We start from the raw sequence: 13,344 nt of genomic DNA on the forward strand, positions 1-13,344 counted from the left end.
ATGCGGTGGCCGCGGCAGCTGACGTCGCTGCTGTTCGTCCTCGCGCTTCTGGCTGGCCCTCCGATAGTGCTGCTGTCAGTGGTCGGAGCACCCATACAAGGTTGGCCGACCGCAGCGCAGGCGCGGGAGTGGGTGCAGAACCCGCTGACCGAACAGAGCCTCACTGCCGCGCTGACCATCGCGGCCTGGCTGGTGTGGCTCCTGCTCGCCTACACGGTCACGATCCGGGTGCTGACCCGCCTGAGCGCGACCGTGTCGTGGCTGCGGCGCATGCCGCTGCCGACACCCTGGCAAGCCACCGCCGGTGGCATCGCCGGCGCAGCCGTATTCGGTGTCAGCTCCCACGCGATCACCGCACCGCCACCGCCGCCCACGCAGCCGGTAGCCGCAGGAACCCTCGATGATGCCGGCAACCTGACGCCACCAGACGACGACGTCTTGGCCGACGCGGGGATCAGCGTCACCGGTGGCTGGCTGCCGCGCGACGTGGCGGAGCAGGTCAGCGCCGCGGCGGCGCTGGTGTGGCTACGTCGCCGCCGCTCCTACCGGCCCCGCCCGCCCGGTCGACCGAGCCGCGAGGACACGGACCTGGCGCCGCTGCCCCCGACAGTGGCGGCCGTGCAAGCCGCCCTCGCCGACCCGACGCCACCGCCCAGCGAACCGGGCGCCGCCTTGACGGACTCGTCGCCGCTCGACCGGCCAACCATTGGCGCGGCTTTCCCCCGAGCTGGGGTCGGTCTCACCGGGCCCGGAGCGCAGGACGCGGCGCGAGGCCTGCTCGTCACCAGCCTCCTAGCTGGGCGTCATCACCCGGCCGTGTCCGTGATCGTCACCCGACCTGTCCTGGCCGGGTTGCTCGGCCCCACCGCCGAAACGCTGGGCCGGCGCCTGCCGGGACTGGCCGTCATCGACAACGTCGGGCAGGCAGCGGGGTTCTTCTCCGGAAACCACCCTGGTCGTGGCCTGGGCGGACGAGACCAGGCACACCGGAACACGCAGGAGGGCACCGACGCACCCGGACCAACCCTCATCGTCGATGCGGCTTCCGCGACGGATAACGCCGAGACCCTGGTGAGTCTGGCCATCGCCTCCGCCGCGGTGGCCGTGCTTGGACGGTGGCCGGCCGGCCAGACATGGCAGGTCGACCCGTCGGGGCGCACCCACCACCAGGACGGCAGCGGGTCAGCCGGGCCACGGATGTGCGTCCTTACCCAGGTCACGGCCACCGACCTGCTCACCGTCATCGCTCACCCCGACCCGACGCCGCCAGAACCGCGCACCTCCGGCCCGTCGCGCAGCCCCGCCCTGGCGGGCCGGTCCCCGCAGTGGGACGCCATCTCCCAGGACCACCCCGTCCGCTCAGGCAACGACAAACGGCGCCTTCAGCTGCGCGTGCTGGGCGAACCGACATTGCTGCTGGACGGCCACCCTGTGGAGATCCGGCGTACCGCTGCGCTCCAAGTCCTCGTGTTCCTCGCCGCCCACCCCGACGGCGCCGACACCCGGCAGCTGACCGAAGCCATCTGGCCGGGCCTGCCCCGCCGCTCTCTCACCGGCCGCCTCTACACCACCCTCAGCGACCTCCGTGCCGCCATCCGGTCCACGGCAGGGGTGAGCATCATCGAGCACAGCGACGATCGGTACCGGCTCGACCCCACCGGCATCACCGTCGACCTGTGGCACTTCCGCCGCGTGGTCCGTGACGCCACCACCACCGTCGCCGCTGACGCGACGACCTGGAAGGCCGTCATCGACGCCTGCCCCGCTGACCTCGCCGCCCGACGGACCTGGCCCTGGCTCGACCCGATCCGCGAAGCCACCCGCCGGCACGTCATCGACGCACACGCGGCTCTCGCCAGCGCCAGCCCTGACGCCCGTCAGGCCCTGGCATGGCTGCAGGCCGGCATCCGCATCGACCCGTACAACGCCGACCTGCACACCCGCGCGGTCACCGCACTCATCACCCTCGGCGACCACGACGCGGCTGACGTCCTGCGGAAGGGCTACACCCGGCGCCTCGCCGCAGCGGGCATTCCCCCCACCGACACCGACCTCACGACAGCCACCGTGATGGATCAGCCCGCCGTCCCCACCCGGTGACGCCCGCTACCTTCTTGCTGGCCCCAGCTGTCGGGGTACGGCCAGGGGTGCAGAGTCAGGTACACGTTGGCCTACAGAGATTCACGTGCCGGCTGATCGACGTTGGTCGCCTTGTGAGCTGACATCAGCGTCAGGACGTCCGCTTGAACCGACTACTTTCGGTTGCCGCGTAGCGGAGGCGCGTGAGCGGATCGCGGATCCGTGCGCCGAGCCCGTCCTCGACAATGCGAGCATCTTCGGCATGAGCGACGAGCAAGAAGCTACGACGACAGACACCCACAAGGATCGGCGCAAGGTCATCAATCTCGATGACATCAAGCATGCGCCCACCGGGGACCCGCTCGTCGACCGCGGCATGCAACTGACCCTCGATGAGCTCGAGGAAGCTCAAGCTGATCCGGACCACCCCGCCCATGAGGCGGCGAAGGCTGCCATGCTCCACATCAACAAGAGCCTGGGCAGCTTCGTCGACACGGTGTACGGGGATCAGTTCCGCCGTATCAGTGAGAATCTCGCGGCAGCGCTCAAGCCTAACCTTGGCAACCTGTTTACTGCGCCGAAGGCCAAGTTAATTCCTACCGCTGCGGCACCGGTGAGTCCCCCTGTTCCGCCTGTGCTGGAGATGCCCGAAGCCGAAGAGTGGGAGATCGACGAGACGCCACAGGAGACCCTTCAGGCATTGCTGGAGGTTTCTGAGCGCATGTCGGAGATGGTGCGAGTTTCTGCCGAACACCGCGACGTCGCGGTCCAGCAAATGTCGCACTTCAAAGGGGAAGCCGACGCGTCGCGTAAGTCCGAGCGGCGGATGCTGCGGCTTACATTGATGGCGCTCATAGGCACCTGGGTCGCAGTGGTTGTCGCCCTCGTGGCGCTGTAGGGGATGGCTGCGGAGAGGACCCGACCGAACGTCGGTGTCTGCTGAGTCCTTTTGACGCGCTGTCGGTGGCTCGGGGATGTCGCGCCGCCGGGCTGTGCGCCGCGTTGAACGCTGGCTCCTTCGTAACGTTACTGACCCGGGTCTGGTCACTTTCACAGCCGTCAGGCGGCCCAGTCACCGGGACGCCGGCTGCCCTTGTTGCAGCTCTGTACGTCGAGCCGTACCTGTCTCTGCATTTGAGCGAGTACACCGACACCAGCAGGGAAGTCCTCGGTCGCCCAGTCGGATCGCGCAGCCCGGTCAGGGCCTCCGTCGCCAACTGTCGGACCACGGCGGTCGCCAGGAACATCGCCGCCTCCCGGTGGCGCGCAGTCGATCCAGCACGGTCACGCCTGGTACGACCTACCGCCCTGACGCACGCAAGCACGAGCCTCGGGGCACGCCCAGAACTTGGACCAGCAGGCCGTCGTCTTTCGCCTCCCCCGTGACCCGAGCGGCTCCTGCCGGGCGGTGGCTGATCGCCCAGTGGCCCATCCCGGCACTGTCCGGCCCCGGGTCGCAAGCCCTTTCCATGGAGTAGCCCTCGACTACCTCGCGGGCTGACCGTCCTACGGCCCACAGCGCTGACCTGCGCGTGTGAGGTCGTGTGAGGTGTTGTGAGGTGCTGTCAGCCACCAGCGACTCCCACCGGCGCCCCGGCGGCCATAGCGTCGCCGTCAACCGCCTCACCCGTCGCCAGGCCACGCTGCCGTCGGGTGAACACCCGCAGGACAGAGCGTCCGCCGTAGGGAGGAGGGGCCAGTGTCAACCCGATCGACGAGCACCGCCGCGATCACCATATCCATCCTGAGTACGGCGACCGTGCCCGTCGTCCTTGCTGGCACCGGCGTATGGACGCCGACGCTGCCGTCACCGGCCGCCTTCCGGCAGTGGGTCGCCCAACCGATGACCAGCGGCTTCCTCCTGGCACTCACCGTCGCCGCAGCAGCGGCCCTGTGGCTGCTGCTATGCACCACCATCCTCCTGCGCGCCTACAGCGCGGTGGCCCGTCGTCTCAGCGCCGTGCCGGCGCTGCACGTCCCTGGTCCCGTGCAGGGCATCACCGCCGCACTGCTGGGCGCCACCGCCGTCACCACCGCGGCAGGCGCCGCGCACGCCGCCCCGCCCAGCACCACCGCCGGCGACATCAACGACGACCAGTCGGCGCGGCCGAACGGCACACCTGTCCCGCATCCGACCGCCCAAGACGCCGGGTCGCCGGACGGCGTCTATACCGTGCGACGCGGCGACACCCTGTCCGCCATCGCCCACCGGTGCCTCGGCGACGCTAACCGCTGGCCGGAGATCTTCACCCTCAACCGCGGCACCCACTTCCCGCAGGTCGGCGGCACCCTGCGCGACCCGGACCTCATCCACCCCGGCTGGGCCCTGCGACTACCCGCCGACACCACCAGCACGCCCGCATCGCCGACGTCACCCACCGAACCGCCGGTCAGGGGCACCTCGCCACCACCAGTCGGCCCCACCGCGCCACCGTCGACGCCCGCCCCACCACCGCCTGCCCAGCCGACGACACCGGCGCCACACCACCGAGACGACGGCATCGCACCAGGCGCACGCGAAACCACAGGCACCACCACGCCCGGCGACCAGGCATCCACCTCACGCGCCTCGACCACGCCCACCCACCACGACGCGAGCGACGAGCCGGACACGCCACCTTCGCGACCTGACCGCGGGGTCACACTCGACACCGGCAGCTGGCTCGACGCAGGGCTCGTCACCGCCATCCTCGCCGCCGTCGCCCTCATCTGGGCACACCGCCGACACCGCTACACGCGCCGCCCTGTCTCGACCGACCCGCGCCTCGACGACCCCGACCTGGCGCCCATGCCGGCCGTGATCAACCAAATTCGCCGCCGAACCATCACCGCCCGTCGCAACGGCGAGCAGCCCGCGACCAACGACCTGACCGACGACAGCGTGGAGCACTCCAAACGGCATGACCACGACAGCCCTGACCCGGTCGAAGCCGACGACAAGGACGAGTCCGGCACACCCCCATCCGTTGCGAGATGCCGGCCCCGCCCACTGGTGCCGTCGTTGGCGCACCCGCTCGCCGTGGTCTGGCCGCCCGCCGGCTTGGGACTCACCGGTCCCGGCGCGGAGGCCGCAGCCCGCGGGTTCATGGCCGCTGCCCTAGCCGCCGGGGGCCTCGACGCACCGGACGACCGCACATGGCTGGTCATGCCGTCAGCGATCACGGCGGCGCTACTGGGTGCCGGTGCCGTCGCGCTGCCCCGCACGCCGCGGATGACCGTCACCGCTGGCCTGGACGAAGCCCTCGACCTGCTCGAGGCGCAGACCCTGTACCGCAGCCGCATCGTCGACGCCCACGAGGTCGACACCGTCGCCGAGGCCCGCGCGGCGGACCCGGCGGAGGAGCCGATGCCGCCGGTCCTGCTACTGGCCGACGCTGACACTTGCCACCAGCGCACCCGCATCGCCGCGCTCCTCGCCCAAGGCCAGCGCCTGGACATCCACGGCCTGCTGCTGGGCGCATGGCCCGACGGCGACACCGTCGTCGTCGCCGCGGACGGCACCACCAGCCGCGCCGACGGTGACGGCTCCCGCCACGGCGGTCGCCCGGCCGACATCGGCCGGCTGACCGTCCTCACCCCCTCCGAGACCAACGACCTGCTCGTCACCCTCGCCGAGTCCCACACCGGCCAGCCGCAGGCACCCGCCCCAACCGAACCCGCCCGAGCCACCACAGCCGCACCAGACACGCCACCCCCTCCCGGCACCGAGTCAACGCCAGCGGTCGACCCCTTCCGCGACGGCAAACACCTGCCCGCATCCAACCCGACACCTGTGACCGCCGCCCCGGCAACAACACCGGACCGCGCCGAAGGTGAGAACACCCAGGCTGCCCAGGCAGCGTCGCCCACCGACGCCCATGCCCTCGGTACGGGCGTTCCCGGCGACGGTGCGACCACGCGGCCTTTTGAGGAACCGGACACCGACGGCGCGGCCCATAGCAGCGAGGAGACCAGCCACGGTCGGGTCCAGGTCGCCGTGCTCGGCGCCGCCGCCATCATCGATACGCCGCCCGGGCCGACACTACGCAAGAAATCCCTCGAACTGCTCGTCTACCTGGCCGTCCACGACGGGTCCGCCACCGCCGAGGCGATCCTCGACGACCTGCTTCCCGACGCCCCCGCCAACAAGGCGCCCGGCCGGCTCTACACCTACGTGTCCGACCTTCGCACGATCATGCGCCGCACCGCGGGAGACGGCACCTACCTCACCCACCCCCACCAGCGGTACGTCCTCAACCGCGACGCCATCGACGTGGACCTGTGGCGCATGCGCGCCGCGATCCGCGACGCCAACCAGGCCACCGACCCGGCCGAGCGCCTCGCCGCGCTGCGCCGCGCGGTCGACAGCTACCGAGGGCACCTGGCCGACGGAGCCGACTACGAATGGATCGAGCCCTACCGCGAAGCCGTCCGGCAGCAGGCACTCGACGCCTACCTCGCCCTTGTCGACGCCCTCACCGACAACCCCGCCGAGCAACTCACCGTCCTGGACGCCGCGATCGGCCACAACCCGTACGTCGAAGAGCTGTACCAGCAGGCAATGCGCGCCCGCGCAGTCCTCGGGCACCTCGACGCGATCCGCAGCCTGCGCCGCGCCCTGACCCGCGCCCTCGGCGAGATCGACGCCGAACCCAGCGACGACACCATAGCCCTGGCCGACCAGATGGTCGCTCAGATCCAGCGCCCCGCCCGCCGACCAGACCTGCGGTCGGCGCCCGGGCCCGGCGACGGAGCCGCCGCATGACCGCCACCCCGCTACCCCGGCACACCTCCGCCCGTAGCCCGCGAATAGCCGAGGTTGACTCCCGGCACTTGACCCGTCTGCGGTGGGCCGTGCGGGCAGTGCTCGCCCTCGGCGTCGCCGCGTCCATCGCGGCAAACGTCCTGCACGCCCGGCCGAACCTGATCAGCCAGGTCATCGCCGCATGGCCGCCGCTGGCGCTGCTGCTGACCGTCGAACTCATCTCCCGAGTACCCGCGGACCGCCGCGGCTTAGCCGCCGCGCGGCTGATCGCCGCTGCTGGCATCGCCGGCATCGCCGCCTGGGTGAGTTACTGGCACATGGTCGGCGTCGCCGCCCGATACGGAGAAACCGACGCAGCGGCCTCCTACCTTCTGCCCATCTCCGTCGACGGGCTGGTCGTCGTGGCCAGCATCAGCCTGGTCGAGATCGCGGGCCAGATCCGCACCCCCTCCGTCAACCCGGCAGGCGGCCAGCAACCCGCCACCATGCCAGCCGAGACGCTGACGTCGACGGGCGAACCGCCGGAACGGGAAACGTGGGTTCCCGTCTCAGGACCGGTCGACGCAGCGCACCCGGACGGCGGCTACGACGTACCGCCGACGCCAGAGGCCGGGAACCGCGGTGACGAAGGCCGTCATCCGGCTTGGCAGGTCGCCAGGTACCCGCTGACCAGTGCGAGCGGTAAGGAGGAAGTGGCACCAGAACCCCGACCGGTCGAAGCACCCGGTCAGAAGGATGCTCACCATCTCCGGCCCGGTGATGACGCTTTGGTGCCCGGGGACACGACGCTGTTGCAGGGAACTGACTTATCTCACCTCGACGCGGACCGACCCGGAGGCAGCAAGCCCCGTACTACCGGCCATCAGGCCGCGCCGACCGAAGACTCCCACGAACGGGATACGGCGCATCCTCCTGCCGACGCCCATGACGCTGAAATCGACAAAATCTCGCGCCCCGTCGACGGCAAGAGCAATGCAGAGGTGCCGTCCGACACAGCCGGGGCGGTAGCCTACTGGTACCGCCAAGACCCGTCTCTGCACCCAGCCGACATCGCCACCAGGATCGGCCGGTCGGAGCGCACCGTTCGTCGGTACTGGCCGCGTGCGCCGCGAACCGCGAAGCGACACGACACCAGCCGTTCCGCCGAACACGTCGGCACCTTGTGACCGCCGCGCGGCGGCGTCAACCTGTCGGCGTATCGCAAAATGCACTCGACTAATGCGTCCGGGAGCGGGAACCACGCCGGACAACTAGTGAGTGTCGTCCAGTAGTAGCCGAGGAAGAAAGAGCTCCTGCTCGATGAGACCAGACTTCTTACTAAGGAAGACTTGGCAGAGCTCAACAACCTTATTGGCAGTACCTAACCGCACCGGGTGGTGTTCAACCGCAAGACGGCCGCTAAGTGCGCTGTCACGAAAACCGGAGGTCGACAGTAGGAGGCCCTGCGTTGTCCCCTCCCTCACAACCACCTCGACGAATTCTGTATAGGTCTTCTTGCCCGGTCGGGAAGTTCTCCAGTGCTTGATCTCGACGAGACAAGAGAATTCTTCGCCTCCTAGCTTACTTAGCAACTTGAGATCAAACCCGCCATCTTTGGCCGGTCTGGTGAGCTGTGTCTCGAAGCCAATCTCCTCAAACACTTCGCGCATTAGCCTCTCAAGGTCGCGCCATTCGATATTGACTAACTCGCCTGGCCTCAGCGCCACTTGCCTCGCTAAGCTGCACATTGCCTCGCGAACGATTATCTCAACCCGGTTCCCGGCCCACCTGTCGATCGGCAAGCTCTGTGCGTAGTCGGTAGTTGTCAAATCTTCAAGAGCTTTAGCGAGCACCTGCGTGTAGAGTCTCTTTAAGAATGGCCGTCCTTGAGGTGATCGCAGAATGAGCCCTTCTTGGACTAGAGCTCGCATGTTTTCCTCGTTGTACCTCCAGGATCTACCTGAAGGCGGGCGGTATCCGAAGATGGGGTATGTTAGGTGAGGCCGGGAAACGGGAGCGGTTAGATCGACCTTCCTCCAAGGCCCGCGTGGATCGCCATCCGGGTTTGAATACAGCTTCTTCGTGACTCCGAACGGGTACACCGCCCCGCTTGAGGAAGCAAGCGAGCGGAACGAATTGCTCTCCGGCTCAGCCTCGGAGCGATTTTTATGCTCGAACGTGCGCCGAACGATCTGTCGCCCTTTCCGGAATGGCACCCCGGAGGAATCGCTAGACTTCATGACGCTTCCCTCGCAATGCTAGCCGACTCCCGGCTGATTCCATGGCAAATCGGACGTGACAACTGTGCGCCCCCTCTGGCGGATCGGTATCGCACTGTGGCATTGCCCGCCGCGCGGGAACTGGGGGGACGACGCCGTGGATATGTTATCGGCGGTATCGCGCAATGAGGGGCTGGAGTGGTTACTCCAACGAAAAATGAGCTGCCTTCTTGTCGAGCAAAACGGCACAAATCGACACATCCGCTCAGATCGCATGGAGGGGCGGCGGTGCATTGATCTCCGCGGATGGTGTCGGTCGATGGGACAGTGGGTCCGATCGTGTCCGGGATCCGGGCGCCCGGTGTGCCCGGATCCCTACATGCCGCAGTCGGCGATTGCTCGGTTACAGCTGGGCGATCAACGGCTGTGTCCGCGGGTCGGAGTTGTACCCGTCGTCCCAGGGGAACCGGCCCTCTTGGTCGGGCCACACCATCTGCTGGAGGCGGATCTGGTCGCGGCCGTAGCGGTTGATCGCCATCGCGGGCAGCAGTTCGTCGGTGGGTGGCCCGTCGATGATGATGGCGTCGTAGCCGGCGATGAGATCGCTGATGCGCTGGCCGTGGGCGAACCGTTCGGCCTTGTCGTAGACCCGGTGAGCTAGGTCGTTGAGGAGGCTGTGGGCGACCTCGGGTGGCAGCCCTGCGGTGATCAGTTCGGGGTAGTCGTGGGCGGTGAGTCCGACGGTGTAGGCGAACGGGGCGGTGGTGTCGGGGTCGTCGTCGGTGGGCAGGACGTGGGTGACGGCCCAGCCGGTGGTGTCGATGATTTGGTCTTGGCGTCGGAGGAAGTCGTTGATGTCACGCATGGTGGGTGTCTCCTGGGCATTCGGGGGTGCGGGCGGGGTCCGGGTCGGGTGGCTCGATGTCGATGAAGCCCCAGAGTCGTTCCATGACCTGTAGTTGCCAGGTGCGGTAGCGGTCGGCGAAACCACGGCAGAGCGCGGGCGGGACCGGACTGCCGGCGTAGGGCAGCGTCGAGTGGCAGATGATGTAGCCGGCGTCGCCGCGCGCTTCGGACACCATCTGCTTGAGCCGGCCGGGGTCGAGGTGCATCGGGTTGCCGGGCTTGAAGATGCAGGTGTCGCACTCGCGGGCGAGTCGTCGGGTCTTGCGTAGTTCCGGGTCGCCGACGTTGAGTCGGGGTGACCGGTCGGCGTCCGGTTCGTCGGCGGGTTCGAACATGTTGTCCATAGTCAGCTCCATCTCGTTGCGGCGCGGGGCCCGCATTCGTGGATGCGGGCCCCGCGAATCCGGGTGAACGGAGTTCCTCGGTGCCGGTATGGCCTGGTCAGAGCTGACCCAGCCAGGTCAGCACTGTGTCGACGTCGGCACGGCGCAGCCCGTGGTACGGGTCGAGCGGGTGGAGCAGGGTGGGTGCGCCGCTGGCGGTGCGTTGGTCTGCGGTGGTGGGGTCCTTGCCGCCGAACTCGTCGTCGAGGACGGCGAGTGGCCGCCGCGCGGCCCAGGCGTACAGGGGGCTGAGTTTGTTCTGGTGGCCGAAGCGGATCCCGCCGGCGTGGACGGGTACGTGCGGCCAGGTGGCCGGTAGGCCGAGCCGTGGCGCGATCCATGCGGCGGCGAGGTGGTTCCAGCTGGTGCACCACACCGGTTGGGCGTCCTCGGCGAGTTCCCGCAGCCAGGGCCCGTGGTCGGGGTGCAGCCAGACGGTGCCGGTGACGTGCCGACCGTCGGGGGCGGGCCCGTCGTAGCGGTGTGGCCGGTAGCCGAGTGTCTCGGCGCGGGCGGGGTTGGCGGGGTTGAGGACTCCGTCGACGTCGATGGCCACGATGGGTGAGGAGGCGGGGTGTGCCAGCGGTCGGGTGCTGGTCACGGTTGGGCCTGCTCGATGGTGATCGGGTGCAGGGGCACGGTGAGCCGGTCGGCGGTGTGGCCGGGTCCGTCGGCGGGTCGCCACGTGTCGGCGGCGGCGTGGTTGGGGAACGGGCCGATGGCGGCGAGCGAGCCTTCGGTGCGGTCGAGCAGCACGAGAACGGCGGTGCGGGCGTCGTCGAGGGCCGGCCGCAGGATCGGGGCGAGGTCGGGTGGTAGGTCGACCCAACTGGCGTCGGGTAGATCCGTGACGGCGGGGTCGTGTAGCGGTACGGGCCTGGTCACGGCGAGGGTGGTGCTGTTGAGCGCGAGCGTGGTGGCGTGGGAGTGGGCTGCTTCGGTGCCGCTGGTGGGGCCGTGGGCGCTGAGTTCGCCGTTGGTGTGGACCGCGAGCAGGGCGTGCGGGTCGCGGATCTCCAGGGAGTCGAGGACGGCGAGGGTGACCGTGTCTCCGGTGCGCATGTCGCGCAGGGTGAGCAGGACCGGCCGTCCGTCCGGGTCCCGGTTCCAGGTCATGGCGTCGAAGTGTTCGCTGGTGACGTCGCGCAGGCGCCGCCAGGCGCGGTTGTCGGTGTCGAAGGGGTGTTCGTCGTCGGTGCCGTAACGCATGAGGAACTCCTTGCTGGGCAGCGTCGTACCGCTTCCGGACTCGAGGTCGGTCAGGACGCGATTCATGCACGCTTCGATGGCGCGGGATGGTCAAGTCGCGGGGCAGCAGCGAGGCCGTTCGGCATCGGCCCTCTGCGAGATGCGAGTGGGCCGCCTGTGGCGGCCCTGCATTCCAGGCCCTGGTATGTCGTGGATCCCAGCGTGCGGCGCTGCGCGGGCCGCAGCCGGCGCAGCGCCGCGGCGCGGAGTGGGATTGGTTGGCTGCCGGATCGGGGCCCGCTCAGCCCGGGTTCAGGCCTGGGTGAGTGCGGTGACGGCGGCGTCGGCGATCGCCGCGATGGCCTCGGTCGGGTCGGTGACGGTCAGGGTGGTGGCGTGGGTGAAGGTGTGCCCCCAGATTTGGTCCGGGTCGGTCGGTTCGCCGTCGGTGGGCGGGTCGGCGGGGTGGAGCCACAGCACGGCGCAGCCGGCGCGGTGCAGGGTGGTGACGAGTTGTTGGCCGGCGGGAATGTCGTCGAGGTAGCCGTCGGAGACGACTGCGAGCATCCGCAGGGTGCGGCCGTGGCGCAGGTCGAGGAGTTGGTCGGCGACCTTGACCGCTTGCGGAAAGGTGGCGGTGGCCAGCCCGGCGCGCATGTGCAGCACCTGCCTGGGGTAGGTGCGTGGGGGCACCAGGACGCTGGTGCGGTCGCCGAAACCGATGGTGGTGGTCGTCGCCTCGGCGCGACGTGCCGCGGTGGCGAAGATCCACGCGGCGGACGACATCGCCTCGGTGTAGCGGCTCATCGACCCGGACAGGTCGACCAGGATCGCCAGGTGCAGGCGCGGTTTCTCCGGAGGCAGTTGCGCCCGTTGCTGCCACGGGGCGGCGGTCGGCATTTGCCCGGCGGCGGTCTGCGCTTCGGCGGTGATGGCCTGGCGGGTGCGCAGCCGCCCAGGTGGGATCGCCGAGGGGCGCCGGCCGGGTTCGGGGTGACGTGTGCGGGCCTGGCGCAGCCGGTTGGCGAGGTCGCGGGCAGCGCGGTGTTCCTGCTCGGTCGGGTCGATGCGGTCCCACTCCGCTGGTGGGCTGTGCCGGTGGGCCAGCAGCGCCGCGGCGTACTCGGCCGGGGTGACGCCGGCGGCGACGGCGAGATAGTCGACCAGGGCCGCGGCGAGGCGGCCGGGGAACAGACCGGCGTCCGGTACGGGAGTGTCGTACTGCTGGTCGGGGTCGATGCCGAGGACCTGACACCACCGCCGGGCCAGGCAGATCATGGTGTCGGCGTCGGTGTCGTCGCAGGTGTGGGCTTCGCGCCAGATGTCCCGCAGTTGCCGCAGGCGTGTGCGTCCGAGGACGCCGGTGACGGCGGCCCGGACGGGGCGGACGTCTTTGCTGGTGACGATGCGGGCGTCGACGCGGGCCAGGAGCAGGGCGGCGAGTTGACCGGCGTGCCACGCGTCGTCGACGGCCGCGTCGTCGGGGTGCAGGAGGGTTGTCACGACGTGGCGCAGCCAGCGGCGGTCGCCGCGGCGGCGGGCGCGTTGGCGTCCTTCGGCCCGGGATTCCTCCAGCATGTCGGCGACAGCGGCGAGGATCGGCGGGGTGCCGGGCGGGGTGGCCCAGCGGCTGTGCGCGGCGTGCGCGGCGCCGTGCACGAGTAGCCCGTAGCCGGTGGGCACGATCCGCTTGTGTCGGGCCTTGGCCGGGTCGGTGACGTCGGGGCTGGCGGCGATGTAGGTGGCGTCGACCTCGATCCGGTGGAGGTCGGGGTAGAAGCACTCGGGTGCGTCCCCGGCGGCGCCGGGGGCGACGAGGACGGTGAGGTCGGTACGGCCGGTCAGC

The 13,344-nt window shown here is 69.6% G+C and carries 10 protein-coding genes; 4 read left to right on the top strand and 6 right to left on the bottom strand.

The features are described from left to right. The 4 genes from ACLQ24_RS17725 to ACLQ24_RS17740 all read left to right on the top strand — a co-directional run bounded on the left by ACLQ24_RS17725 (position 1) and on the right by ACLQ24_RS17740 (position 7,989). Positions 1–2,100: a hypothetical protein gene (locus ACLQ24_RS17725; RefSeq protein ID WP_425892835.1), complete on the top strand. Its 2,100-nt coding sequence runs from the start codon at positions 1–3 to the stop codon at positions 2,098–2,100. 241 nt (positions 2,101–2,341) lie between these two features. Beyond that, the gene (locus ACLQ24_RS17730) at positions 2,342–2,977 is read left to right on the top strand and encodes a hypothetical protein (RefSeq protein ID WP_425892836.1); all 636 of its coding nucleotides are present in this window, start codon (positions 2,342–2,344) and stop codon (positions 2,975–2,977) included. 801 nt (positions 2,978–3,778) lie between these two features. Then, complete coding sequence (locus ACLQ24_RS17735) at positions 3,779–6,823, top strand: BTAD domain-containing putative transcriptional regulator (RefSeq protein WP_425892837.1); 3,045 nt, start codon at positions 3,779–3,781, stop codon at positions 6,821–6,823. An 89-nt stretch (positions 6,824–6,912) separates the two neighbouring features. Further along, the gene (locus tag ACLQ24_RS17740) at positions 6,913–7,989 is read left to right on the top strand and encodes a DUF2637 domain-containing protein (RefSeq protein ID WP_425892838.1); all 1,077 of its coding nucleotides are present in this window, start codon (positions 6,913–6,915) and stop codon (positions 7,987–7,989) included. 84 nt (positions 7,990–8,073) lie between these two features. Here ACLQ24_RS17740 and ACLQ24_RS17745 read toward each other — a convergent pair whose 3' ends face one another. The 6 genes from ACLQ24_RS17745 to ACLQ24_RS17770 form a co-directional block, all read right to left on the bottom strand. Then, a complete protein-coding gene (locus ACLQ24_RS17745; protein ID WP_425892839.1) occupies positions 8,074–9,042 on the bottom strand; it encodes a restriction endonuclease in 969 nt (322 codons plus the stop codon). 382 nt (positions 9,043–9,424) lie between these two features. Beyond that, on the bottom strand, positions 9,425–9,886 hold the full coding sequence (locus ACLQ24_RS17750) for a DUF4262 domain-containing protein (protein ID WP_425892840.1): 462 nt from the start codon (positions 9,884–9,886) through the stop codon (positions 9,425–9,427). Then, positions 9,879–10,271: a hypothetical protein gene (locus ACLQ24_RS17755; protein ID WP_425892841.1), complete on the bottom strand. Its 393-nt coding sequence runs from the start codon at positions 10,269–10,271 to the stop codon at positions 9,879–9,881. The genes ACLQ24_RS17750 and ACLQ24_RS17755 overlap by 8 nt, the downstream gene beginning before the upstream one ends. 97 nt (positions 10,272–10,368) lie before the next feature. Further along, positions 10,369–10,911, bottom strand: a complete 543-nt coding sequence (locus ACLQ24_RS17760) for a hypothetical protein (protein ID WP_425892842.1) — start codon at positions 10,909–10,911, stop codon at positions 10,369–10,371. Further along, positions 10,908–11,585 carry a hypothetical protein gene (locus ACLQ24_RS17765; protein ID WP_425892843.1) on the bottom strand — a complete coding sequence of 226 codons (678 nt, stop codon included), beginning with the start codon at positions 11,583–11,585 and terminating at the stop codon, positions 10,908–10,910. The genes ACLQ24_RS17760 and ACLQ24_RS17765 overlap by 4 nt, the downstream gene beginning before the upstream one ends. A gap of 225 nt (positions 11,586–11,810) precedes the next feature. Beyond that, the gene (locus ACLQ24_RS17770; protein ID WP_425892844.1) at positions 11,811–13,343 is read right to left on the bottom strand and encodes a VWA domain-containing protein; all 1,533 of its coding nucleotides are present in this window, start codon (positions 13,341–13,343) and stop codon (positions 11,811–11,813) included. Between the last annotated feature and the right edge of the window lies 1 nt (position 13,344).

Source organism: Micromonospora sp. DT4 (assembly GCF_049841675.1).
GTDB lineage: Bacteria > Actinomycetota > Actinomycetes > Mycobacteriales > Micromonosporaceae > Micromonospora.

What these genes read in the sequence shown, in the direction of transcription:
- ACLQ24_RS17730 (WP_425892836.1), top strand. Translation starts at nt 2,342, where the DNA reads ATGAGCGACGAGCAAGAAGCTACGACGACAGACACCCACAAGGATCGG.
- ACLQ24_RS17765 (WP_425892843.1), bottom strand. Translation starts at nt 11,585, where the DNA reads ATGAATCGCGTCCTGACCGACCTCGAGTCCGGAAGCGGTACGACGCTG.
- ACLQ24_RS17750 (WP_425892840.1), bottom strand. Translation starts at nt 9,886, where the DNA reads ATGCGTGACATCAACGACTTCCTCCGACGCCAAGACCAAATCATCGAC.
- ACLQ24_RS17725 (WP_425892835.1), top strand. Translation starts at nt 1, where the DNA reads ATGCGGTGGCCGCGGCAGCTGACGTCGCTGCTGTTCGTCCTCGCGCTT.
- ACLQ24_RS17745 (WP_425892839.1), bottom strand. Translation starts at nt 9,042, where the DNA reads ATGAAGTCTAGCGATTCCTCCGGGGTGCCATTCCGGAAAGGGCGACAG.
- ACLQ24_RS17755 (WP_425892841.1), bottom strand. Translation starts at nt 10,271, where the DNA reads ATGGACAACATGTTCGAACCCGCCGACGAACCGGACGCCGACCGGTCA.